This window comes from Streptomyces sp. R-74717, assembly GCF_047305335.1.
In the GTDB taxonomy this organism is placed as follows: Bacteria; Actinomycetota; Actinomycetes; order Streptomycetales; family Streptomycetaceae; genus Streptomyces; species Streptomyces atratus.
On the sequence record NZ_CP102361.1, the window covers coordinates 4448320 to 4471009 of the forward strand.

A 22690-nucleotide genomic window follows, 5' to 3' on the forward strand; every position below is an offset into this window, starting at 1 on the left:
CCCTGCCCCCGGCACTCCGCCGGGGGCAGGGCGCGTTCGGGGATCACCCTTGCTTCGAGCGGACTCGAAGGCGTTGGCTTGGTGCCCATGAAGTACACGCAGCTCGGACGCACCGGACTCAAGGTCAGCCGCCTCGTCCTCGGCACCATGAACTTCGGCCCGCACACCAATGAGGTGGACAGCCACGCCATCATGGACGCGGCGCTGGACACGGGCTTGAACTTCTTCGACACCGCGAATGTTTACGGCTGGGGTGAGAACAAGGGCCGTACCGAGGAGATCATCGGCACCTGGTTCGCCAAGGGCGGCGAACGCCGCGACAAGGTGGTTCTGGCCACCAAGATGTACGGGAACATGGCCGCCGACGGCGAGGCCTGGCCCAACCACGACAAGCTCTCCGCCGTCAACATCCGGCGCTCCGTCGACGCGTCGCTGAAGCGGCTCCAGACGGACTACATCGACCTCTACCAGTTCCACCACGTCGACCGGAACACCCCCTTCGAGGAGATCTGGCAGGCGATCGACGTCCTGGTCCAGCAGGGCAAGATCCTCTACGCGGGTTCGTCGAACTTCGCCGGTTACAAGATTGCCCAGGCCAACGAACTGGCCGCCCGGCGCGGCTCGTTGGGCCTGGTCAGTGAGCAGTGCATCTACAACCTGATGGAGCGCCGCGCCGAGATGGAGGTCATCCCGGCCGCGCAGGAGTACGGCCTCGGCGTCATCCCGTGGTCCCCGCTGCACGGCGGACTGCTGGGCGGTGTGCTGAAGAAGGAGCGCGAGGGCACGGCAGGGCGTTCGGTCTCCGGCCGCAGCGCGGACGCGCTGCAGAACTCGGCTCAGCGCGAGAAGATCCAGGCGTACGAGGACCTGCTCGACAAGCACGGCCTGGAGCCGGGCGAGGTCGGCCTGGCGTGGCTGCTCGCGCAGCCGGGGGTGACGGGACCGATCGTCGGACCGCGCAACCAGGAGCAGCTGGACTCGGCGCTGCGGGCGCTGGAGCTGGAACTCTCCGCGGAGGTGCTGGCGTCGCTGGACGAGATCTTCCCGGGTCCGGGGCCGTCGCCGGAGGCGTTCGCCTGGTGAGGACGGCCTGACGGACTGTCCGTCCGATACGTACGGGCCGCCGCTGCCCCGTCCCCGTTCGGGGGCGAGGGCGACGGCGGCCCGTCGTGTGTCCGCGTCAGAGCGACGCGTCGAGTTCCTTGAGCGTCTCCCCGAGCCAGCTCAGCTCCGCCTGGCTGGTCGCACGGGCGATCCTCAGCAGACCCTGCCGGAACGGGTCCTCGAACGTCTCGGCGCCGAGCGGCTGCTCGCCCTCGTAGAAGAAGCTGCTCGGCTCCTCCAGGAACGAGAGCCGGCGCCGCAGCACCGCCACCTGCTCGGCCGGGGACGCCAGATGGCGCAGGAAGGCAAGGACGGTGAACCAGCGGTTCTCGTCACTGATGTCCGTCTCGTCGGCCTCCCGCAGCCGGCGCCGCAGCTCCTCGCGCCCCGGCTCGGTCAGGGTCAGCGTGTGGCGGGGGGCAGCCCTGCTGCCCGGCTCCGTCCGGCGCTCCAGCCATCCGGCTCGCTCCAGGCGCTTGATCGCCGGGTACAGCGTGCCGTCCGCGATGGGGCGGACGTGTCCGGTGAGGTGGGCGACCCGACGCTTCAGCTCGTAGCCGTGCAGCGGCTGTTCGTACAGAAATCCCAGGATGGCCAGTTCCAGCATGCAAGCATCCTCCCCCATGGCGTTATACATCGACGCCGATGTATAGTCTCGCCGAGGTTATCGGTTATGGGGCAAGGAGGAGGAAACATGCAGAACGCTCAGGTGACGGCCGACGGTGCGTGCATCCGATGGGTGGAGCTCCCCGGCCGCCCCGGCACATCCCGTACCCGGGTCTATCTGCACGGGCTCGGGGCCTCGTCCGGCCCGTACTTCACCGCGAGCGCCGTGCATCCCCTGCTGGCCGACAGCCGGTCGCTGCTCATGGACCTGCTCGGCTTCGGGATCAGCGACCGCCCCACGGACTTCGGCTACACCCTGGAAGAGCACGCCGACGCGGTGGCGGCGGCGCTGAAGGCGGCCGACGCGTACGACTCGGACGTGGTCGCGCACAGCATGGGCGGCGCGGTGGCCATCGTGCTCGCGGCACGCCACCCGCAGCTGGTGGCCCGGCTGGTGCTGGTCGACGCCAACCTGGACCCGGTCGCCCCGGACCCGGCCCGGCCGGGCAGCAGCGGTCTCGCCCGGTACACGGAGGAGGAGTTCCTGGCCGGCGGCATGGAGGAAGTGCGCGACCGGGTGGGGCCCCACTGGTGGGCGACCATGCGCCTCGCGGGTCCCGAGGCACTGCACCGCACCGCCGTGCATCTCGCCCGCGGGACGACACCGACGATGCGCGAGCTACTGCTGGACCTGAAGATTCCGCGCACGTATCTGCGCCCCCGGGACAACGGACCGCTGCCCGGCCAGGAATCGCTGATCGAGAACGGTGTGCGGGTCGTGGCGGTCCCGGACTGCGGGCACAACATCATGCTGGACAACCCGGAGGCGTTCGCCAAGGAGACGGCGCCGGCCGTCGACGCCTGAGACGGAGGGGTGCGCGTCGGGCGCGACGGGCCTGGGCTCGCGCCCATGGCGCGGGGTCGCGGGCACGGCCATCAGTGCGGCCCCGGCCTCCCGCAACGAGGCCTACCGAGGCACTGCGTCACGCTCCGACGGCGGCTGCCACGGCGACGACGACGAACATCAGCACGAGTGCGGCGGCCATGATGCGGTTTCTGGTCTTCGGGTCCACCCTCCGAGCGTAACCGCCCATCTCAGTGACCCAGCGACCAGGATGCGATCACCTCGTACCGCGGCTGCTCGCCCCGCACCCCGGCGACCGGCAGGTTGCTGCGTACGAGGGCGAGCTCACCGACCTCCCACGGGGTGCCCTCGAAGCCCCCGAGAGCCTCGACGAAGGGGCGCAGGTCGGCGTCGGTGCGGCTGCGGGCGAGGGTGAGGTGCGCGCTGTAGCGGCGGTGCTCCTCCATCGGGATGCCGGTGCGGCGGGCGGCGGCGTCGGCGCGTTCGGCGAGGAGCCGCAGCGTGTCGAGTTCGCCCGCGGCCCCGACCCACAGCACCCGCCCACCGAACCGGCCGCCACTGTGGAGGCGCAGCGGGAAGCGCTCGGTGCGGCCGGCCGCCCGTGCGAGGCGCACCCGCAGCTCGGGCAGCAGCCCCTCGTCCACGGCCCCGAGGAACGCGAGCGTGAAGTGCCACCCCGGCTCACCGGTCCAGCGCAGTCTCCCGGCACCGGGAAGCGCGCGCAGCGGGTCGACGGCCCGGCGCAGTTCCTGGAGGGCGGGGGCGGGCGGCAGAACGGCGACGAAGAGTCTGAGGCTGCTCATGGGCCGAGTGTCGCACCGTAACGGCGTGTCTTCGTCTGCGTGCGTATCGTTGTACTACGCGGCTGCCCGCGCCCGTGCGGCAGCGGGGAGGAGCGGCACGATGACCGTCGTAGAGACCGACAGGATCGAGATGGCCGACAGCAGCGACGAGCGCACTCTGGACATGATGTTCGAGTGGCTTGAGCCCACCCCCGAGGGATTCAAGGTAGAGATCGTCGAGGGGAACATCTACATGTCGCCGCAGCGGGACACCCACTGGGAGGTCATCTTCGACATCGTCGAGCAACTGCGCGCCAGGTACCCGCGACAGCGACTGAAGTCCGATGTGCGCATCGACTTCCCGGGCCGTCTCAACGGCTTCGCTTCCGATGTCGTCGCCCTGGCCGAGGACGCCACCAAGGACTCCAAGGGCCGCTGGCGCTACCAGGACATCGAGTTCGTGGCCGAGGTGATCTCCAAGGACACCGCCGCCAACGACTACGGGGCGAAGAAGGCCGCGTACGCCACGGCCGGCGTACCCGTGTACGTCATCGTCGACCCGTACACCGGCACGTGGCATCTCCACACGCTCCCGAAGGACGACGAGTACCGCAGCGTGCTGAGCCTCGACTTCGGCACCCCGATCGACCTCACCGCGACCCTTGTGGGCCTCACCCTGGAGACGGGCGAGTTCCCCCGCGACTGACACGTCCCCCGTACGTGCCACGGGCCCCCGACCGGTGGATACCGGTCGGGGGCCCGTGGCACGTGCTTTGCGGACGCCCCTCAGGCCGCCGTGGCCAGCTCTTCGCGCGGGACGAACCGCACGTGCGGGCGGCCCGGGCGGAGGTCGACCTTGAGGCGGAGGCCGCCCACGCGGGCCAGCATGAAGCCGACGCCGAGCGCGGCCACCAGTGAGAACGCACCGCCGGCCATCATGCCCGTACGGACCCCGTAGGCGTCGCTGACCCAGCCGACGATCGGGGCGCCCACCGGCGTACCACCGGCGAAGACCATCATGTACAGGCTCATGACCCGGCCGCGCATCGCCGGGTCGGCGGCCATCTGGACGCTCGTGTTCGCGCTGATGTTGGTCGTCAGGCCGATCATGCCGATCGGGACCAGCAGGATCGCGAAGAGCCAGACGGACGGCGACAGGGCCGCGACGATCTCCAGCAGACCGAACGCCGTGCCCGCGGCCACCAGCATCCGCAGCCTCGATGAACGGCGACGGGCGGCGAGCAGGGCGCCGGCGAGGGAGCCGGCCGCCATGAGGATGTTGAAGAACGAGTACATCCCGGCGCCGCCGTGGAAGATCTCGTCCGCGAAGGCGGTGAGCCAGATCGGGAAGTTGAACCCGAACGTGCCGACGAAGCCGACCAGGACGATCGGCCAGATCAGCTCGGGGCGGCCGGAGACATAACGCAGCCCCTCGCGCAGCTGTCCCTTGGCGCGCGGTACGACGACCGCCTTGTGCAGTTCGCTCGTACGCATCATCAGCAGACCGACGAGCGGGGCGAGGAATGACAACCCGTTGAACATGAACGCCCAGCCGCTGCCGACCGTGGTGATCAGGACACCCGCGACGGCGGGGCCGATGAGCCGGGCGGACTGGAAGTTCGCCGAGTTGAGACTGACCGCGTTCCGCAGCTGGGCGGGACCCACCATCTCGGAGACGAACGACTGGCGGGCCGGGTTGTCGACGACCGTCACCATGCCGAGCAGGAACGCGATGAGGTAGACGTGCCACACCTGGACGACACCGGAGAGCGTGAGCACCGCGAGGGCGATCCCGCACAGGCCGAGAGCCGCCTGGCTGACGAGAAGAAGCTTCCGCTTCGGGAGACGGTCGGCGATGACGCCGCCGTACAGGCCGAAGAGAAGCATCGGAAGAAACTGGAGGGCCGTGGTGATGCCGACGGCGGTGGCGGATCCGGTGAGGCTCAGGACGAGCCAGTCCTGCGTGATGCGGGACATCCAGGTACCGGTGTTGGAGATCACGGCGCCCGTGGCGAACAGGCGGTAGTTACGGATCTTCAGCGACGAGAAGGTCCCGCCGGGCTTGCTGTCGTGGGTGGAAGTCGGTGCGGGGGCGGAGTCTGCTCCGGATCCCGTACTCAAAAGGGTTCGCCTCCTCGGGCGTATACATTTCGCTGACTGACGGGATGCGGCGGTGCGGGCGGTGCGCCGGCTGTGGTCCGGCGCGGCCGGCCCCGCTACAGGTGGGCGAGCTTCTCCAGCACGGGCGCCGCCTTGCGCAGCGTCTCCCACTCTTCCTCGTCCAGGCCCTCGGCGAGGGTGGTCAGCCAGGCGTTCCGCTTGGAGCGGCTCTCTTCGAGCATGGCTTCCGCCTGTTCGGTCTGGCTGACCATCTTCTGGCGACGGTCATCGGGGTGCGGTTCCAGTCTGACCAGTCCCTTGGCTTCCAGCAGCGCGACGATGCGAGTCATCGACGGAGGCTGCACATGCTCCTTGCGGGCCAGCTCACCGGGCGTGGCCGAACCGCAGCGGGCGAGCGTGCCGAGCACCGACATCTCGGTGGGGCTCAGTGACTCGTCGACGCGCTGGTGCTTCAGGCGTCGGCCGAGCAGCATCACGGCGGAGCGAAGGGAGCTCACGGCGGCCGCACTGTCGCCGTCGTGGATCAGGTCAGGCATGTTTATTAGCGTAACTCATTACCTACCCTAAAGACCATTCGTGTTACACGCGCGAGAGCCACCTCACCCAATCGATCACCCGAACGAGTGAGTCGGATCCGGAAAGTGACGCCAAACGACCTCGTGGGCCGTAACCCTGCTTGCCATGGGATCGACTGTGCTCAGCCTGCGGATAGACGGTGAGCTGCTCGACCGGCTCAGGCAGCATGCCGCCAAACGCGGAATGAGCGTCCAGGACTATGTCGTCCGGACGCTCATTCGCGATGACTTCGACGAGCGCTTCAAGGCGGCCGTCGACGAGACGGAGAAGTTCTACGGCCCGGAAGGGACCGCAGGGATCAGGGCGGAGGAGGTCACGTGAGGCCGAGGGCCGGCATCGCGTAGTAGAAGACGAAGACCGCCGACACCACGTACATGGCCGCAGGCACCTCGCGCCAGCGCCCGGCCACGACCCGCAGCACGGAGAAGGCGATGAAGCCGATGCCGATGCCGTTGGTGATCGAGTACGTGAACGGCATCATCAGCATGGCCAGGAAGGCCGGGATGGCGAGCGTGTAGTCGCTCCAGTCGATGTCCCGTACCGAACCCGAGATGATCAGGAAGCCGACCGCCAGCAGCGCCGGGGTGGCCGCCTGCGACGGGACCATGGTCGCCAACGGCGTCAGGAACAGCGCCACCGTGAACAGCAGACCCGTCACGATGCTCGCGAAGCCGGTGCGGGCGCCCTCGCCGACACCCGCCGTGGACTCCACGAAGCAGGTACCCGCCGAGGCGGAGCTCGCGCCGCCCGCGGCGACCGCGATGCCGTCGACGAACAGCACCTTGTTGATGCCGGGGAAGTTGCCGTCCTTGTCCGTCAGCTTCGCCTCGTCGCCGACGCCGAGGATGGTGCCCATCGCGTCGAAGAAGCAGGACAGCAGCACGGTGAAGACGAACAGGATGCCGGTGAGCACACCGACCTTGTCGAAGCCGCCGAACAGGCTGACCTTGCCGATCAGCCCGAAGTCCGGGGTGGCGACCGGGTTGCCCGGCCACTGCGGGACGGTCAGACCCCATGCCTCGCCCGGCAGATCGGCGACCGCGTCGATGATCATCGCGACGACCGTCATCGCGACGATGGAGATCAGGATCGCGCCCGGCACCTTGCGGACGATCAGCGCGAGGGTGAGCAGCGCGCCGAGGATGAAGACCAGAACCGGCCAGCCGTTGAGGTGGCCGTCGCTGCCGAGCTGGAGCGGCACGGTCGTGTGCGCGGCGTCCGGGATACGGGAGACGAAGCCCGAGTCGACCAGGCCGATCAGCAGGATGAAAAGACCGATGCCGATCGCGATGCCCTTGCGGAGCGACTTCGGTACGGCATGCATCACGCGTTCACGGAGCCCGGTCGCGACCAGCAGCATGACCACGATGCCCGCGAGGACGACCATGCCCATCGCATCCGGCCAGCTCATCCTGGGGGCGAGCTGGAGGGCCACGACGGTGTTGACGCCGAGGCCGGCGGCCAGCGCGATCGGCACATTGCCGATGACACCCATCAGGAGCGTGGAGAACGCGGCGGTCAGCACGGTGGCGGTGACCAGCTGCCCACTGTCGAGCTGATGCCCGTACATGTCCTTCGCACTACCGAGAATGATCGGATTCAGCACGATGATGTACGCCATTGCGAAGAACGTGGCGAATCCGCCGCGGATCTCGCGCGCAATCGACGACCCCCGCTCGGAGATCTTGAAGAAACGATCCAGGCCGTTGTGCGGCTGAGGAGCCGGAGACTGCTTGGAGTCGACCGAAGCGGTGGCCGAGGGGGACATGTATGACCTCAGTCGTACGTAGAGGGGGGTTAAAAGTGGTCAGCTTTGGACTTTTACACGAATAATTCGAGACAGCCGTAAGCAGATTCAGTATGAATACATAAGGCGAAGATCGCTATCTCCGCGCGTAGACCCTTAATTCAGCTGGCCTGTCGGCCTTTATGCATGCCGTCTTTACGGGGTACGGGAAGCGGCCACAGGTGGGCCCATACACTGAGGTCATGGCGAAGTGGACACCGAAGCACGAGGCACCCGAGCCCCTGGAGGGGCCCGTCGTCGCCACCATCACCGGCGGCACGATCCTCTGGTTCGTCCTCTTCCTGGTCCAGCTGCCGTTCTACGGCTGGTTCGACGCCCACGGGCACCTGTGGTGGGTGTGGACCTGCCTGGCCGGTGCGGGGCTCGGCCTGATCGGTATCTGGTACGTACGGGGGCGCGACGCGGCGATCAAGCGGGCAGCCGCGGCTGCGGCTTCCGCGGCTTCCGCGCCGAGCGCCGGGACGGGCACGGAGGGCACGTCGGGCGCCACGGCGTGAAACCGTCCGGCGCCTCGGGTGCCGCCGCCCGACACCGCCCGGCACCATCCGACACCGCCCGGCATCAGGACCTCCGTACCACCACAGGACCATTCCCCTCCTCCCCCGGTCTGATCTTCGGACCCCTCAGTGGGTGAATCGGACGATCCACCCGTACCGTCGGAACCATGACGCAGCGGGCACCCCACTCCTTCGGTGAGCAGACCGCCGGGGCATCCGGCACCTCCGGCCGCCCCGATCCGGCCATGATCGACGCCGGGTCCGAGCTCGACCCGGTCCATCCGATGAAACTGCCGGCCGCGGCCGTGAGCACCTGCGGGCTCACCGCGGCCGAGGTGGCCGAGCGGATCGCCCGCGGTGAGGTCAACGACGTACCCGTCCGCTCGTCCCGTTCCGTCCGCGAGATCGTCCGCGCGAACGTCTTCACCCGGTTCAACCTGATCATCGGCGTGCTCTGGCTGATCATGCTGTCCGTCGCGCCGATCCAGGACAGCCTCTTCGGCTTCGTGATCATCGCCAACACCGGCATCGGCATCGTCCAGGAGTGGCGGGCCAAGAAGACCCTCGACAGCCTCGCGGTCATCGGCGAGGCCAAACCCACGGTGCGACGCGACGGGGTCTCGGCCGAGATCTCCACCTCCGAGATCGTCCTCGGCGATCTCGTCGAGCTGGGCCCCGGCGACAAGGTCGTCGTGGACGGCACGGTCGCCGAGGCCGACAGTCTGGAGATCGACGAATCGCTGCTCACCGGCGAGGCCGACCCGGTGCTGAAGCAGCCCGGCGACCCCGTGATGTCCGGCAGCTTCGTCGTCGCGGGCGGCGGCTCGTTCGCCACCACCAAGGTCGGTCGCGAGGCCTACGCCGCACAGCTCGCCGAGGAGGCGTCCCGCTTCACCCTCGTCCAGTCCGAGCTGCGCACCGGCATCTCCACCATCCTCAAGTACGTCACCTGGATGATGGTGCCGACCGCGATCGGCCTGATCATCAGCCAGCTCGTCGTCAACAACAACGACCTCAAGGGGTCGGTCGCCCGGACCGTCGGCGGCATCGTCCCGATGATCCCGGAAGGCCTGGTACTGCTCACCTCGGTCGCCTTCGCGATCGGTGTCGTACGGCTCGGCCGCAAACAGTGTCTGGTGCAGGAACTCCCCGCCATCGAGGGTCTGGCCCGCGTCGACGTCGTCTGCCTGGACAAGACCGGCACCCTCACCGAGGGCGGCATGGACGTCACCGAGGTCAGGGCGCTGGGCGGTGCGGAGGACACGTACATACAGCGCGTACTGGGTGCCCTCGGCGCGTCCGACCCCCGGCCCAACGCCAGCCTGCAGGCCATCGTCGACGCCTACCCCGACGGGGAGGAGTGGCGGTGCACGCAGTCACTGCCGTTCTCCTCGGCCCGCAAGTACAGCGGCGCCGCGTTCGACGAGGGCGGCGGCCGGGCGTCGGCCTGGCTCCTGGGCGCGCCCGATGTGCTGCTGCCCGAGCAGGACCCGGCACTCACCGAGATCGAGCAGCTCAACGAGCAGGGGCTGCGGGTGCTGCTGCTGGCCCGCGCGCAGGGTGAGCTCGAAGGGCCGGACATCGCCGCCGGAGCCGTACCGAGCGCACTGGTCGTCCTGGAACAGCGGCTGCGGCCGGACGCCGGGGAGACGCTGGCCTACTTCGCCGACCAACAGGTCGCCGCGAAGGTCATCTCCGGCGACAACGCGGTCTCCGTCGGCGCGGTCGCCGGAAAGCTCGGCCTGCCGGGCGCCGAGAACACCCTGGACGCGCGTCGGCTGCCCACCGGCCCGGACGACATGGCCACGGCCATGGAGGAGAACGCGGTCTTCGGCCGGGTCACCCCGCAGCAGAAGCGGGACATGGTCGGCGCGCTCCAGTCCCGCGGTCACACCGTCGCGATGACCGGCGACGGCGTCAACGACGTGCTGGCTCTGAAGGACGCCGACATCGGCGTCTCCATGGGTTCGGGCTCCGAGGCGACCCGGGCCGTCGCCCAGATCGTGCTGCTCGACAACAGCTTCGCGACGCTGCCGTCCGTCGTCGCCGAGGGCCGCCGGGTGATCGGCAACATCACCCGGGTCGCCACCCTGTTCCTGACCAAGACCGTCTACTCGGTGCTGCTGGCGATCCTGGTGGTCTGCTTCCAGGTCGACTACCCGTTCCTGCCGCGCCATCTGACCCTGCTGTCGACGCTGACGATCGGCGTCCCGGCGTTCTTCCTGGCCCTCGCCCCCAACAAGGAACGGGCCCATCCGCACTTCGTGCGCCGTGTCATGCGGTACGCGATCCCGTCGGGCGTCATCGCTGCCGTCGCCACCTTCGTGACGTATCTGATCGCCCGGCACTACTACTCCGGTACGGGTGCGCTGGACGCGGAGACCAGCGCGGCCACGCTCACGCTGTTCCTGGTCTCGATGTGGGTCCTGGCGATCATCGCCCGCCCGTACACCTGGTGGCGGATCTGCCTGGTGGCGGCGATGGGGCTGGCGTTCCTGATCGTGCTGGTGGTGCCGTGGCTGCAGAACTTCTTCGCACTGAAGCTGGTGGGAGCGGCGATGCCGTGGACCGCGGTGGGGATCGCGGTGGTGGCGGCGGCCGGCCTGGAGTTCGCCTGGCGGCTGGTCGGCCGCCGCTTCCCGGTGTAGTTCCTGCGCGGGGGCTACTTCACGTCGACGAAGTCGCCCGCGGTCGTGACCGCCGGGGTGGTGGACGTACCGGCGAAGCTGTAGCGCCAGTAACCGTCGACCGACGCCTTGACGGTCGTCTTCAGGCGCTCTCGCAGGTCGGGTCGCCCGCGGGCACCAGCGCGCCGTCCATGCCCTCTTCCGAGTCGGTCCCGTGCCACAGGAACACCCAGCCGTCGACGATGCCGGAGGCGTGCGAGGCGGTGACCGAGAGGGTGATCGTCTTCGGGGCCGTCGTCCCCAGGACGATGTCCTTGCCGCCGTTGACGGAGACCTTGGAGATGACGGGGAGCGCGGAGCCGGGCTTCACGGCCTCGCCCGCATGAGCGGCCGACGCGGTGAGGGCGGACAGTGCGAGAGCACCGGAAACAGCGGCGACTGCGGCACGGATACGCATGTGATTCCCCAGTCTGTCGACTCGGCCAACTCGACGAACCGGTGGCACGGGACGCGAACGGGCCGTGTCCGGGAGGACGGGAGCCGTCCCCGGGCACGGCCCGAAGTGGTGCGCGGTGGTGCTTTTACGTACGGAGGAACTACCGCACGTCGACGAAGTCGCCCGCGGTCGTGACCGCCGGGGTGGTGGACGTACCGGCGAAGCTGTAGCGCCAGTAACCGTCGACCGACGCCGTGACGGTCGTCTTGAGGTTGCCGGTGCTGTTCGTCTTGATGGTCTTGACCGTGGTGTAGGTGCTGCTGGTCTTCTTGCGGAACTGGAGCTTCACCGGCTGGCCGGCGTAGCCGTGATACGCGTGGTCCTCCCAGTTCGCCCGCGACAGCTTGCCGGTGGCCGTGATCGTCCCGCCCTTCCTCACGGGCTCCGGAGCGGCGTTGACCGTCAGCTTCGACAGCCGCTGCACCCGGGCGGTGCTGTAGAAGTCGGTGTAGGCGAAGTCGGTGTTGTTACCGGCGAGGGCAGCCGCGGTGACGTGCCAGGTGCCGGCCAGGGAGTTCTTGTACAGGTCGTAGCGCGGGTCGATCGTGAAGGTCAGCTTGCAGGTCGAGGTCGTCGCGCTGACCTTGGTGCACGTCGCCGCGTCCTCGTTCGGCAGGATGGCCCCGTCGATGGTGTTCTCGGAGGACGGGTCCGTGCCGTGCCACAGGTCGGCGTAGGCGTCGACGACACCGGACGCGTGCGACGCGGTGAGCGAGATGGAGATCGTCTTCAAGGCGGTGGTGCCGAGGACGATGTCCTTGCCGCCGTTGACGACGACCTTCGAGATGACGGGTTCCGCCGTGGCCGCGGTGGTGGCCGCGGCGGCCTTCGACGAGCCCTTGGCGGTGGTGCCGAAGACCTCGGCAGCCGATGTCGGCTTGTGCAGGTTCGGAACGGACCGGTCATCCGCGTGGGCGGCCGGGATGGCCAGAGCGGACAGAGCCAGGGCGCCGGTAACGGCAGCAACAGTGGCACGAATGCGCATGTGTTTCCCCAGTGGAGAAAGGCCCCGCGAGTATGTGGTGCGACCCGGACGGGGCTCGTTTGGTCTGTGAGTCTGCTGACTCGAAAGACCAGACCTGCAACACATGTGAAGGGTTGTACGCCGAGCTGAATATTTTGAGGAGATCACCCTTCCGTGTCCGGGGGCTCCTCGTCTCAGTCGAACCAGCGGTCCCGGGCCAGTTCCTCCGTACGGGACGGGTCCTCCAGCAGCGCCGCGACCTCGAAGCGGCGCGGCCACTGCCCCGCCGCCCAGGCCAGGCCCGCCGCGACGCCTTCCAGCGTGGCGGCGTGCACCGTCCCGTCGGGGGTTTGGCGCCAGTCCAGTTCGACGCCGCCCGCGCGCAGTTCGCCGTGCTCGATGTACGCGTCCGGGGTTCCGGCGCCGAGGAGGACCCGTACCGAATCCGGCACCTGGTGCCCCTCGCCCTCCGTCGTCACCTCCGCCTCGACGCTCTCGCCGAGCCTGCGCACCTGGAACAGCTCGGCCAGATCGGCCGCGCGTGTCGGGGTGACCGGGAGCAGCGGGAGTCCTCCGGCGAGCGGCAGCAGATCCGGGGCGTCCGCGATCATGGCGTCCGCCGCGTCGACGACCCGGACCTCGCCGTCGACCACGGCCCGCAGTTCGTCGGGCAGCGTGACCTGTTCCGGGTCGAGATCGGCCAGGGCCGTGTACAGGGAGTGCAGTTGCACGGGGCCGACCACACGGTCCCCGTCCGCGAGCCGGCCGAGGAGTTCGGCGGCGCCGCCCGGCTCGTCGAGGAGGGCGGTCACGGACGTCCGTACGCCGAGGGCACGAAGCACCTGGGCGTCGTCGAAGCCGGTCGCGTCGGCGGAGTCGTACAGTCCGGCCAGCCGCGGGTCGCCGCCCGCAGACCGCAGACCGGCCGGGCGGCGGCCGTCGAGCACGGGGTGGTCGCGCAGCCACCAGGCCGTGTAGGGGCGGACGGACCGCGTCGTGCCGTCGGGCAGCAGCACCCGCACCGGCTGGGTCAGCGCGTCGCGCAACGGCGGCTGGGCGAGCAGGGCGAGCGCCTGCGGCCAGGCGTCGTCGTCGACGAGGTCCAGGTCGCGAACGGCGACGAGTTCGGTGGCGACCGGCGGCACGGCGGTGTCGGGAAGCTGGTCGAGGATGTCCTCGCACCACACGTCCACGGCGTCGAGCAGCCCGGCGTCGTCGGGCTCGGCGAAGTCGCCCTCGCGGGGCTCCAGTTCGTCCGGATCCAGGACGACATCGGTGGCCCGTACGAGGGCGAAGGTGGCGAGCACACCACAGGCGGTGAGCGGCTGCTCGCCCCAGCGGTCGGTCACTTCCTGGTCGCAGAGCGCCAGTTCACCCTCCCGCATGATGGCCGCGAACGGGCTGCCGGGCAGCACGAGTTCACCGGCAGGTGCGGGTTCGCCGTCCTCGTCGGGAAGGGCGAGCGCGCCGAGCCAGGGCTCGTCGCCCGGTGCCAGTTCCGCGTCCCGCACAAGGGTGAGGACGGTCTCTGCGAGCTCTTCGGCGTCCAGCGCGTCCTCGTCCCAGATCTCGCCCGCGTCCAGCGATCCGGCGACGGCTGCCCGCACCTGCGGGGTCGTCAGCACGGCGCGGGGCGTGGCGGGCAGGGCGCCCAGCTTCTCCAGCAGCGGATGGGCGGCGTCCGGGTGCGCGACCTTCAGCCCGAGCCGGGCGAGGCGGCCCAGGACGGGGCCGGTGAGCGCGTCGGGGAACGGGAGGAGGACCTGGCGGGGGCCGATGGCGGTGCGGGGGGCGGTCGGGGTCTCGGCGTCCTGTGCTTCCGGTGCACCGGCGAGCGGAACGGGCAGGCCGGAGAGACGGTCCGGGTCGATGCCGGACAGGCTGTCGTACAGCCGCCGCCACCAGCCGGGGTCGCGCTCCAGACCGGCGAGACGGTCGATCGCCTCGGTCAGCGGGACGCGGGCGATGCCGAGGGTGCGCAGTTCGCTGCGGCGCTCCAGTCCGGCGGGCAGCAGGCACGGCAGAACCTCGGCGAGCACCCGTACGGTCTCGGCGCCCACGCCTTCCAGCACCTCGGCCTCGATGGGGCGCAGCGCGGTGGTGGCCGTCTCGCGGATGCCGTCCGCCTGCGCGTCCCAGGTGTCCCACCGGTCCGTTTCGATGGTGGCGTCGCGCGGGGCGGCAGGCTCCAGGAACGCGACGCGCGGCAGCCGCTCCAGGATCGCGCCGCGCAGGGCGCCGTCCAGTTCGCCCTTGCCGAGCGGTCCGGGGACGAGGTCGATGGTGTCGATGGACACCGGCTGCCAGTCGGCGAGCAGCTCGGCGTACGCATCGGCCGCACGCTGCACCAGGAAGTCGGTGAGCGGTCCCGGTGCAAAGTGGCGGCGGGTGGTGTCGAGCGGCAGCGACGCGATGAGCAGCGCGGGGATACCGAGGGGTTCGTCGGTGGGCGTCGGCGCGTGGACGACGGGGACGGTGCGGGGGCGTACCGGGGCACCCTCCGTGTCCACCGGCACCGCCCAGGTGACCGACCAGTGCGGGCGAAGCCGTTCCTCGCGGGGCCGGTCGGCCAGCAGGGCGGGCTCGACGGGGCCGTGCCGGGTGACGGTGCGCCAGCGGTGCGTACCGTGCGCGGAGTCCTCGACATGGGCGTACGGGCCGCGCTGCGAGCGGCGCAACGTCCGTACGGTGTCCGGGGTTTCGATCACGATCTCGTCGAGGCCGCGCAGGGTGAGCAGGAGCGCGTCGTCGACCGCGTCGAGCAGCCGGACCACGAGGTCCTCGGCGCCGCCGTCGCGCAGCGGGAGGACGACGACGGTGTCGTACCCGTCGGGTGCGGTGCCCTCGGCGGGCAGCGGGAGCCGCAGCAGGGGTACGTGGCCGTCGCGGCGGCGGAGCTCGTCGCCGAGGCCCGGGCTGGCGACGGCCGTCCTTGCGGCGAGGTCGCGGGCCTCGGCGAGGGACCAGCGGACGCCGCCGTGCCGGCCGACGACGGCGGGCTCGTCGCTCACCGCGAGCACGGCGGCGAACCCGACGCCGAACCTGCCGACGGCCCCCTCGTGGCCCTCGCGCTTGGCGGAGGCGCGCAGGGTGGAGAGCGACTCCACGCCGGTGGCGTCGAGGGGGGCACCGGTGTTGGCGGCGGCGAGTGCGGCGGGAGCGTCCGCGGTCGCCGGGTGCAGGGTGAGGCGGAGCCGGCCGGGAACCTGTGCGCGGGCGGCGGCGTCGGCGGCGTTCTGGGCCAGCTCGACGACGAGGCGGTCGCGGTAGCCGCCGAGTGCGAGGTCCTCCTCGGCGTTGGCGTCCTCGCGGAATCTGGCAGGGCCGGCGCCCCAGGCGTCGAGCACGCCGCGTCGCAGCCGTGCGGTCCCGAACGGGTCGGCCCCCTCGGTCGCATTCATGCTCACGCTCTGACTCCGCTCTTTCCGGTTACGCGTTGCCCGTGCCGCCAGTGTGCGCCTGAAGGTACCGGGTCCTCTCGCCGGACGGGGGGCCGTGTCTGCGGGGTTGCCCACGGCAGGCCGGATTCTGCCGCACCGCACACCACCGCTCCGGTTCCGTCCTCGAACACCGGAAGGGCTGGGGCGTGCGAAACCGAGCCCGTCCGGCGACCGAGGACAAAATGGTTCGCCGGGCGGGCCCACAGGCGCGTCTCAAAACCGTCGAGGGGGTCCCCCCATGCCCTTGAGGCTATGGGGGAGATCGAGGACGGAAGCGGTTCGCGGGGCGGGCCCGCAGGTTCGATGGCCGGGCGCGCCGGAGAACCCCCCGAAACCTCGCCCCGCTCAGGAGTGACCGAGGTCCTCCGTCGGGCCGTCCGGTTCCGCCGGGACCGAGCCCGAGTCCCGCGCCGGACGCAACGGATACTCGTCCACCTGCATCGTGTCCAGCGCATGCGGCGCCGGCTTCGGCGGCTTCGGCATCACCGCCGCCTCCGAATGCCCACCGCACCCGTACGACAGCGACACCACATGCCCGTCCGCCGGACCGAACTCGTTCGCACACACCCCGAACGCCTGCTTCAGCGAACCCGCCAACGGCACCAGGAACGCGCAGGTGACACAGGACGCCGGAGCCGCCTGAGCCATCGGCGTCTTCGCGCCGAACGCCTCGTCCCACCGGTCGGCCGCCGTGTGCAGCCCGTACCGCGACAGCACCCGCGCCCGCCGCATACCGAGCTCCTCCGCGACCGCCGCGATCGAGCCCCGGCTCGTCGTCGCGGGGCGCGTCGTCAGCTCCGCGTCCTCCGCGTCGACGAGGTCGGCCATCTCCTGCGACACCTCGGAGATCGCGGAGCTCGGCGGCGGCTCGTCCTCGCCGGTGTAGCCGGGCTCCAGGCGGATGTCGTCCGCCTCGGTGGGCAGCAGATCGCCGGGCCCCATGTCCCCGGGACGCAGCCGCTCGCTCCACGGCACCCACTCCGGAGCGAGGAGCGCGTCGCTGCCGGGCAGCAGCACCGTCTCGTCGAGGGTGACGTTCTTCGCGCGGGACGCCCGGGCGACGGTCACCGCCCAACGCCAGCCCCGGTAGCCCGGCTCCATGCACTCGAAGAAGTGGGTGACGACCCGGTCCCCCTCGGAGACCACGGCCACATGCTCACCGACGACCCCCGGCGCGGCTGCTTCCTCGGCCGCCGCGCGGGCGAGGTCCACCGCCTCGGCGCACAGACGGTCGGGAACAGGGGTACGGGCCGTACGGCTTCGCGTCGTCACAGCACTCACAGGTCTCGCTTCTCTCCTACGCCAGTCTCACGAGCGCGCCAGCACATCCATCGATTCGGCCATGACGGATGCGGGCGGAGCGGACCTGAGGGCCGCGTCGACGTCCACACCCGTTGTGCCTGCCTCGGGCGCACCTTCTGCTATCCATTCTGCGGGATCGCCGATAGGCGCGCGGCCGAGAACAACCGCCGGTGGCGCGCTACGCACGCTACCCTCTCCGCCGCCCCCCGCCCACCTGCCCGTCCCAATCAACGCCGTATCCGGCGCCGTGTCCCGTGCAAAGTCCGCCTCGGAACCGTCACAATTGCCGGCCCGGTCCGGGCAGGCCGTTCCCGGACCGGGCGGACCACTGACCCGACAGGGCGGAGTGCACCACGCCCTGCGTCGATCCCGGTTCGTCACCGCAGTGACTGGGGCACTATGACGAAGTGACTTCAGCCAGGTCGCACAAGGATTCCGGCCCGCTCCGCAGGACGGGCCGGACGATCGGTCATGCCCTCCACACCCCGTTCACCGGCACCGCGAGAGGAATCCGGAAGGCGACGCACGCCCACGGCGCCGGGGAGTCCGGGCTCGGCAAACTGATCGAACTGCACGCCGTGAACGGTGCGGGCGATGTGATGATCACGATCGCGCTCGCCTCGACGGTGTTCTTCTCCGTACCGACGGACGAGGCCCGCGGCCGCGTCGCCCTCTACCTCGCCGTCACCATGGCGCCCTTCACCCTCCTCGCGCCCGTGATCGGCCCGCTCCTGGACCATCTTCCGCACGGCCGCCGCGCCGCGATGGCCGGTGCGATGCTGGCCCGTGCGGTGCTCGCGCTCACCATGGCGGGCGCGGTCGCCACCGGCGGCCTGGAGCTGTATCCGGCCGCGCTGGGCGTCCTGGTCTGCTCGAAGGCGTACGGAGTCGTACGCAGCGCCGTCGTACCGCGTCTGCTGCCGCCCCGCTTCTCCCTGGTGAAGGCGAACTCCCGGGTCACCCTGGCCGGGCTCCTGGCGACCGGGGTCGCCGCCCCGATCGGGGCGGGGCTGCACACCATCGGGTCCGCCTGGCCGCTGTACGGCGCGTGCGTGATCTTCATCGGGGGGACCGTCCTCGCCTTCACGCTGCCGCACAAGGTCGACTCCTCGAAGGGCGAGCGGAAGGCCCAGCTGGTGCCGCCGCACGGCGTGACGTCCCCCCGGCCCGAGGCAAAGCGGAACGGGAAGGGCAACGGAAGGACGAGGGGCAGGGAGAAGCGGGGAGAGAAGCGGCCCGGGCTGCGGTCCGTGGGGCCGTCCGTGCTGAACGGGCTCCAGGCCAACACCGCGCACCGCGCGCTCTCCGGTTTCCTGATCTTCTTCCTGGCGTTCCTGCTGCGCGAGCAGCCGCTCGCCGGGCAGAGCGCCGCCGTCTCGCTCGGCATCGTCGGTGTGGCGGCCGGTGTCGGCAACGCGCTCGGTACGGCGGTCGGCTCCTGGCTCCGGGCCCGCGGCCCCGAAGTGATCGTCGCCTCGGTGCTGGCCCTGGCCCTGGGCGTCGCCGTGCTCACCGCGCTCTTCTTCAGCACCGTCATGGTCGCCGCGCTCAGCGCGACGGCGGGCTTCACCCAGGCCCTGTCGAAGCTCTCGCTGGACGCGATGATCCAGCGCGACGTGCCCGAAGAGGTACGGACATCCGCGTTCGCCCGGTCCGAGACCGTGCTCCAGATGGCGTGGGTGATCGGCGGCGGCATCGGCATCGCCCTCCCCCTCAACGGCGTACTGGGCATGTCGGTCGCCGCGGGCATCCTCACCCTGGGCGCCGCCACGTCCGTACGGGGGCTGCTGAGCGCCGCGCGACGCGGCTCGCCGCACCCCCGCGTGGCGTGAGCCGGAGCGACCGATAGCCTTCGGCCCATGACCGTTGCGTTCTTCTCCGGTAAGGGCCGTCGAATCGGCGTCGCTCTTGGTGCCGTGTCCGCGGGACTCCTTGTCCTCTCCGCCTGCGACAAGCCGACGCCGCTCGCGACCGTAACGGTCGGCGGCAACACGGTGAGCACCGAGGCGTCCTGCTACAACGACGGCAATGCCCTCAAGGAGTCCGAAGTCCAGGGCTGCCTCAACAAGAAGGCGGAGAAGTCCGTCGAGGTCGCGATGGACGACAAGGTCCGCTTCGGCGTCGACCCGGAGATCGCGGACAACGGCTGGACGCTGTTCATCAACGGCCAGCAGGCCGAGCAGGAGCCGTACAAGAAGACCTACCGGTCCATCCCGGGCAGCGCCTTCTTCTCCAGCCAGACCGGCGAGACCACGAGCAACAAGACGCAGATCAGCATCGTGGAGACCAAGGGCAAGAAGCTCACCGGCATCTGGCACTTCGAGCTGAAGAAGACCTCCTGACCCCTTTCCCTCCCCCTCCTGACCTCGGAGGATCCGCCCCGTGCGTGTGCTCGTCGTGACCGCTGTCCCAGCAGAACGGGACGCGGTCACGCGTGCGTTCGGGGATGTGTCCGAGGTGGCCGTGCACGAGGTGCCGGGCGCTCGGCTCCACCGCGTGGGCGACCCCGGCGGCTGCGGCGTCGTCGATGTCCTCGCGGGCGGCGCCGGACCGGCCGCCGCGGCCGCCGCGACGGCCTTCGGCCTTGCCTCCGGGCCGTACGACCTCGTCGTCTCGGCCGGGATCGGCGGCGGATTCGCGCCCGTCGCCCCGGTCGGCTCGCTCGTCGTCGCGAGCGGTGTCGTCGCCGCCGATCTGGGCGCCGAGACCCCCGAGGGCTTCGTGCCCGTCACCGGTCTGGGCTTCGGCCGCGACCGGTACACGCCACCGCCCGCGCAGGTACGCGACGTGGCCGCCGCCACCGGCGCGCTCACCGGCGAGATCCTCACCGTCTCCACCGTGACCGGCAGCGCCGAGCGCGCCGCCGCCCTGCTGGCCGCACACCCCCAGGCTGCCGCCGAGGCCATGGAGGGCTTCGGTGTCGCCGAGGCCGCCGAACGGACGGGCGTACCGGTGCTGGAACTGAGGGCGGTCTCGAACGCCGTCGGCCCGCGCGACCGGGACGCCTGGCGCATCGGCGACGCGCTGGCCGCACTCACCGGGGCATTCGGGAAGATCGTCCCCGCACTGGAAGGTTGGACCCACCATGAACGACACGACTCGTAACCCGTCGAACCCGTTGCACATCGCTTTCTCTCCGTGCCCGAACGACACCTTCGTCTTCGACGCCTGGGCGCACGGAAGGGTCCCCGGCGCGCCCGCCCTCGATGTCACCTTCGCCGACATCGACATCACCAACAAAATGGCCGAGCGCGGCGAACTCGACGTGCTCAAGGTTTCGTACGCGGTGCTGCCCTGGGTGCTCGACGAGTACGCGCTGCTGCCGTGCGGCGGGGCGCTGGGGCGGGGCTGCGGACCGCTCGTCCTCACGAAGGAGGCGGGCACGGATCTGACGGGAAAGACCGTCGCCGTGCCGAGTGAGCGCTCCACGGCTTATCTGCTGTTCCGGCTCTGGGCGGCGGAAGTGGTGCCGGGCGGGGTCGGCGACATCGTCGTCATGCCGTTCGACGAGATCATGCCCGCCGTGCGCGACGGGAAGGTGGACGCCGGTCTCGTCATCCACGAGGCCCGTTTCACGTACCAGAACTACGGCCTGCACAACCTCGCGGACATGGGCCGGCACTGGGAGGAGACGACCGGGCTGCCGATCCCGCTCGGCGCGATCATCGCCAAGCGGTCGCTGGGCGCGGGCACGCTGAAGCTGCTCGCCGAGTCGGTGCGCACCTCGGTACGGATGGCCTGGGACGACCCTCAGGCGTCACGGCCCTACGTGCTGGAGCACGCGCAGGAGATGGACCCGGCCGTGGCGGACCAGCACATCGGGCTGTACGTCAACGAGTTCACCGCCGACCTCGGCGAGGACGGCTACGCGGCGATCCGCGGACTGCTGACCCGCGCCGCGGCCGAGGGGCTGGTACCGCCCCTCGGCCCGGATGCGCTGTCGTTCGTCTGAGATCCGCCGGGGGTCCGGGAGTCCGGAAGTCAGACGTCGAGCTGGTCGGCGACCGCGCGCAGCAGGCCGCCGATCTTCTTGCCGGCCGCCTTGTCGGGGTAGCGGCCGCGCTCCAGCATCGGTGTGATGTTCTCCAGCAGGGTGGTCAGGTCCTGCACGATGGACGCGAGCTCGTCCGGCTTGCGGCGCTGTGCGGCCGCGACGGACGGGGTCGGGTCCAGGATCGCCACCGAGAGCGCCTGGTCTCCACGCTGACCTGCGACGACGCCGAATTCGACGCGCTGGCCGGGCTTGAGTGCGTCGACGCCGTCGGGAAGCACCGAGGAGTGCACGAAGACGTCACCGCCGTCGTCGCGGGAGAGGAAGCCGAAGCCCTTCTCGCTGTTGAACCATTTGACCTTGCCAGTCGGCAAAGCACGCACCCCATCTCAACCCGTATGCCGGAACAAGCCTCAGCAGGTCAGGCTATCCAGTGGTGGTGCTCCCCTGCTGGCAGCAGCCTCCCCAGGTGAAGTACCCCTCGTCAAGCCTGGTCATCCGGACTGCTGTCCAGAAACGGTGCATGCTTGTGCGCGCCGCCTGCCGTGGGATGGTTCGCCGTCGTCGGGAACTACCCTGGCGGGGTGAGCACTACTCCTTCTGGCGCAGGTGACCGGCTCGTCCGGATCGGCGCGATCGTCTTCTTCATCGGCGCACTGGCCACGCTGGCCACGATGGCCCCGCTGTTCCTAGGAACCCATCCGCTTCCGTCCATCGCGTGGTCGCTGTGCATGCTGATGGGCGTCGGCTTCCTGATCGCCGCGGCGGGCGTGGTGCGGTCGGTGCGGGCCGGGTCACCGAAGCGGTAGGGCGGGGCGCCCCCGAGGCATCTTCCCTGCCGCAAACGCCACAGGCCGTCCGGCTCGGCCGCCCGACCACCGTCACGCGGGACAGCGGAAAGAAACGGAAGGTGCGGCGCGAGCTGCTCATCCAGCGCTGGTTCTCGGTCGTCACACCATCCCGACGACAACGCTGCGCACTCGACGCGATCCGCGTTTGGCTTGAAGTGCGTTGCCAATGCTACGAGTGCCTTGATACAGATGAAGATCCTGTTGTCAGTGGCATGCGTGTTGCTGAGTGCAGTTGACGAACGTATCGGCCGGGGGGTTGGCATGACTGGGTGGGATATCAGGCCGAGTGGGGTCGAGTCCATTCTGTCGCTGGTGGGGCTCGCATCCGACGACCTGGGCAAGGACGTCAAGGGCTACGGCGAGAGCGTGGAGAGCGCCGCACTGCACGCGGGGACGATCAGTGGGCCGTACTGCGGTGAGGCGCCCGCGGGGCCGGTGGGGGCCGCGGTGGCGAACTTCGTTGCGGACAACGAGTACGAGATCAGGTTCATGGCCGCCCGTACCAAGAAGACGATGGACGGCACGGTCGAGGCCACCACCGAGTACATCGAGGGCGACCTCGCCATGGCCGCCCAGGCCCAGCGCGACGCGGCCAAGGCCCCCACCCCTGCTGAGATCAGGGCGGTCGGGCAGAGGACGGACCACAAGGGCGGGGAGTAGC

At 70.1% G+C, this 22690-nt stretch carries 22 protein-coding genes; 12 read left to right on the top strand and 10 right to left on the bottom strand.

Translation table 11 applies throughout. The features are described from left to right. Positions 1–87: 87 nt before the first annotated feature. Positions 88–1083, top strand: coding sequence for an aldo/keto reductase (locus NRF20_RS20155; RefSeq protein ID WP_398630182.1), 996 nt, complete (start codon positions 88–90; stop codon positions 1081–1083). A gap of 97 nt (positions 1084–1180) precedes the next feature. Here the strand turns inward: NRF20_RS20155 and NRF20_RS20160 are convergent, their stop codons facing one another. Then, entirely contained in the window at positions 1181–1711 is a 531-nt protein-coding gene (locus tag NRF20_RS20160) for a PadR family transcriptional regulator (protein ID WP_398630181.1), read from the bottom strand. Between the two features lie 87 nt (positions 1712–1798). On the opposite strand from NRF20_RS20160, the gene NRF20_RS20165 reads away from it, so the two are divergent. Then, complete coding sequence (locus NRF20_RS20165) at positions 1799–2575, top strand: alpha/beta fold hydrolase (protein WP_413753005.1); 777 nt, start codon at positions 1799–1801, stop codon at positions 2573–2575. Between the two features lie 230 nt (positions 2576–2805). On the opposite strand, the gene thpR is transcribed toward NRF20_RS20165, so the two are convergent. Next, on the bottom strand, positions 2806–3378 hold the full coding sequence (gene thpR / locus NRF20_RS20170; RefSeq protein ID WP_398630179.1) for an RNA 2',3'-cyclic phosphodiesterase: 573 nt from the start codon (positions 3376–3378) through the stop codon (positions 2806–2808). Positions 3379–3478: 100 nt separating this feature from the next. On the opposite strand from thpR, the gene NRF20_RS20175 reads away from it, so the two are divergent. Next, positions 3479–4063: a Uma2 family endonuclease gene (locus NRF20_RS20175; protein WP_398630178.1), complete on the top strand. Its 585-nt coding sequence runs from the start codon at positions 3479–3481 to the stop codon at positions 4061–4063. 80 nt (positions 4064–4143) lie between these two features. Here the strand turns inward: NRF20_RS20175 and NRF20_RS20180 are convergent, their stop codons facing one another. Both NRF20_RS20180 and NRF20_RS20185 read right to left on the bottom strand, forming a co-directional pair. Continuing rightward, the gene (locus tag NRF20_RS20180) at positions 4144–5478 is read right to left on the bottom strand and encodes an MFS transporter (protein WP_398630177.1); all 1335 of its coding nucleotides are present in this window, start codon (positions 5476–5478) and stop codon (positions 4144–4146) included. A gap of 95 nt (positions 5479–5573) precedes the next feature. Further along, positions 5574–6014 (bottom strand): MarR family winged helix-turn-helix transcriptional regulator, encoded by a 441-nt coding sequence (locus tag NRF20_RS20185; RefSeq protein WP_093899797.1) that lies wholly within the window; start codon positions 6012–6014, stop codon positions 5574–5576. A 145-nt stretch (positions 6015–6159) separates the two neighbouring features. Here NRF20_RS20185 and NRF20_RS20190 point away from each other — a divergent pair, with 145 nt between their 5' ends. Further along, positions 6160–6375, top strand: coding sequence for a ribbon-helix-helix protein, CopG family (locus NRF20_RS20190; protein WP_176740457.1), 216 nt, complete (start codon positions 6160–6162; stop codon positions 6373–6375). Here NRF20_RS20190 and NRF20_RS20195 read toward each other — a convergent pair. Next, the gene (locus NRF20_RS20195) at positions 6368–7822 is read right to left on the bottom strand and encodes an NCS2 family permease (protein ID WP_266359104.1); all 1455 of its coding nucleotides are present in this window, start codon (positions 7820–7822) and stop codon (positions 6368–6370) included. The two genes, NRF20_RS20190 and NRF20_RS20195, sit on opposite strands and share 8 nt — an antisense overlap. Before the next feature lie 221 nt (positions 7823–8043). On the opposite strand from NRF20_RS20195, the gene NRF20_RS20200 reads away from it, so the two are divergent. Further along, on the top strand, positions 8044–8358 hold the full coding sequence (locus NRF20_RS20200; RefSeq protein ID WP_398630175.1) for a DUF2530 domain-containing protein: 315 nt from the start codon (positions 8044–8046) through the stop codon (positions 8356–8358). 167 nt (positions 8359–8525) lie between these two features. Then, a complete protein-coding gene (locus NRF20_RS20205; protein WP_413753006.1) occupies positions 8526–11006 on the top strand; it encodes an HAD-IC family P-type ATPase in 2481 nt (826 codons plus the stop codon). A gap of 121 nt (positions 11007–11127) precedes the next feature. Here NRF20_RS20205 and NRF20_RS20210 read toward each other — a convergent pair whose 3' ends face one another. The 4 genes from NRF20_RS20210 to NRF20_RS20225 form a co-directional block, all read right to left on the bottom strand. Next, the gene (locus tag NRF20_RS20210; RefSeq protein WP_398630173.1) at positions 11128–11442 is read right to left on the bottom strand and encodes a hypothetical protein; all 315 of its coding nucleotides are present in this window, start codon (positions 11440–11442) and stop codon (positions 11128–11130) included. Between the two features lie 139 nt (positions 11443–11581). Then, on the bottom strand, positions 11582–12466 hold the full coding sequence (locus NRF20_RS20215; RefSeq protein WP_413753007.1) for a DUF5707 domain-containing protein: 885 nt from the start codon (positions 12464–12466) through the stop codon (positions 11582–11584). 173 nt (positions 12467–12639) lie between these two features. Beyond that, positions 12640–15846 carry a sacsin N-terminal ATP-binding-like domain-containing protein gene (locus NRF20_RS20220; RefSeq protein WP_413754584.1) on the bottom strand — a complete coding sequence of 1069 codons (3207 nt, stop codon included), beginning with the start codon at positions 15844–15846 and terminating at the stop codon, positions 12640–12642. Between the two features lie 384 nt (positions 15847–16230). After that, on the bottom strand, positions 16231–17166 hold the full coding sequence (locus NRF20_RS20225) for a DUF3027 domain-containing protein (protein WP_398630171.1): 936 nt from the start codon (positions 17164–17166) through the stop codon (positions 16231–16233). Between the two features lie 428 nt (positions 17167–17594). Between NRF20_RS20225 and NRF20_RS20230 the strand changes: the two genes are divergently transcribed. The 4 genes from NRF20_RS20230 to NRF20_RS20245 are packed head-to-tail and all read left to right on the top strand — an operon-like array spanning position 17595 to position 21139. After that, positions 17595–19019 carry an MFS transporter gene (locus NRF20_RS20230; protein WP_398630170.1) on the top strand — a complete coding sequence of 475 codons (1425 nt, stop codon included), beginning with the start codon at positions 17595–17597 and terminating at the stop codon, positions 19017–19019. A gap of 27 nt (positions 19020–19046) precedes the next feature. After that, positions 19047–19529: a DUF2771 domain-containing protein gene (locus NRF20_RS20235; RefSeq protein ID WP_398630169.1), complete on the top strand. Its 483-nt coding sequence runs from the start codon at positions 19047–19049 to the stop codon at positions 19527–19529. A gap of 40 nt (positions 19530–19569) precedes the next feature. Further along, entirely contained in the window at positions 19570–20292 is a 723-nt protein-coding gene (locus tag NRF20_RS20240; protein WP_413753008.1) for a futalosine hydrolase, read from the top strand. Continuing rightward, a complete protein-coding gene (locus NRF20_RS20245) occupies positions 20273–21139 on the top strand; it encodes a 1,4-dihydroxy-6-naphthoate synthase (RefSeq protein WP_413753009.1) in 867 nt (288 codons plus the stop codon). Before NRF20_RS20240 ends, NRF20_RS20245 begins: the two co-directional genes overlap by 20 nt. 29 nt (positions 21140–21168) lie before the next feature. Here NRF20_RS20245 and NRF20_RS20250 read toward each other — a convergent pair whose 3' ends face one another. Then, complete coding sequence (locus NRF20_RS20250) at positions 21169–21552, bottom strand: cold-shock protein (RefSeq protein ID WP_072485776.1); 384 nt, start codon at positions 21550–21552, stop codon at positions 21169–21171. A 210-nt stretch (positions 21553–21762) separates the two neighbouring features. Between NRF20_RS20250 and NRF20_RS20255 the strand changes: the two genes are divergently transcribed. Both NRF20_RS20255 and NRF20_RS20260 read left to right on the top strand, forming a co-directional pair. Next, on the top strand, positions 21763–21987 hold the full coding sequence (locus tag NRF20_RS20255; protein ID WP_093899786.1) for a hypothetical protein: 225 nt from the start codon (positions 21763–21765) through the stop codon (positions 21985–21987). 303 nt (positions 21988–22290) lie between these two features. Next, the gene (locus tag NRF20_RS20260; RefSeq protein ID WP_413753010.1) at positions 22291–22689 is read left to right on the top strand and encodes a DUF6507 family protein; all 399 of its coding nucleotides are present in this window, start codon (positions 22291–22293) and stop codon (positions 22687–22689) included. Position 22690 lies beyond the last annotated feature (1 nt).

Bases quoted from the DNA above. Each gene is read 5' to 3' on its own strand.
- NRF20_RS20155 (WP_398630182.1), top strand. From the start codon at position 88: ATGAAGTACACGCAGCTCGGACGCACCGGACTCAAGGTCAGCCGCCTC.
- NRF20_RS20160 (WP_398630181.1), bottom strand. From the start codon at position 1,711: ATGCTGGAACTGGCCATCCTGGGATTTCTGTACGAACAGCCGCTGCAC.
- NRF20_RS20165 (WP_413753005.1), top strand. From the start codon at position 1,799: ATGCAGAACGCTCAGGTGACGGCCGACGGTGCGTGCATCCGATGGGTG.
- thpR (WP_398630179.1), bottom strand. From the start codon at position 3,378: ATGAGCAGCCTCAGACTCTTCGTCGCCGTTCTGCCGCCCGCCCCCGCC.
- NRF20_RS20175 (WP_398630178.1), top strand. From the start codon at position 3,479: ATGACCGTCGTAGAGACCGACAGGATCGAGATGGCCGACAGCAGCGAC.
- NRF20_RS20185 (WP_093899797.1), bottom strand. From the start codon at position 6,014: ATGCCTGACCTGATCCACGACGGCGACAGTGCGGCCGCCGTGAGCTCC.
- NRF20_RS20190 (WP_176740457.1), top strand. From the start codon at position 6,160: ATGGGATCGACTGTGCTCAGCCTGCGGATAGACGGTGAGCTGCTCGAC.
- NRF20_RS20195 (WP_266359104.1), bottom strand. From the start codon at position 7,822: ATGTCCCCCTCGGCCACCGCTTCGGTCGACTCCAAGCAGTCTCCGGCT.
- NRF20_RS20200 (WP_398630175.1), top strand. From the start codon at position 8,044: ATGGCGAAGTGGACACCGAAGCACGAGGCACCCGAGCCCCTGGAGGGG.
- NRF20_RS20205 (WP_413753006.1), top strand. From the start codon at position 8,526: ATGACGCAGCGGGCACCCCACTCCTTCGGTGAGCAGACCGCCGGGGCA.
- NRF20_RS20210 (WP_398630173.1), bottom strand. From the start codon at position 11,442: ATGCGTATCCGTGCCGCAGTCGCCGCTGTTTCCGGTGCTCTCGCACTG.
- NRF20_RS20215 (WP_413753007.1), bottom strand. From the start codon at position 12,466: ATGCGCATTCGTGCCACTGTTGCTGCCGTTACCGGCGCCCTGGCTCTG.
- NRF20_RS20220 (WP_413754584.1), bottom strand. From the start codon at position 15,846: ATGAATGCGACCGAGGGGGCCGACCCGTTCGGGACCGCACGGCTGCGA.
- NRF20_RS20235 (WP_398630169.1), top strand. From the start codon at position 19,047: ATGACCGTTGCGTTCTTCTCCGGTAAGGGCCGTCGAATCGGCGTCGCT.
- NRF20_RS20245 (WP_413753009.1), top strand. From the start codon at position 20,273: ATGAACGACACGACTCGTAACCCGTCGAACCCGTTGCACATCGCTTTC.
- NRF20_RS20260 (WP_413753010.1), top strand. From the start codon at position 22,291: ATGACTGGGTGGGATATCAGGCCGAGTGGGGTCGAGTCCATTCTGTCG.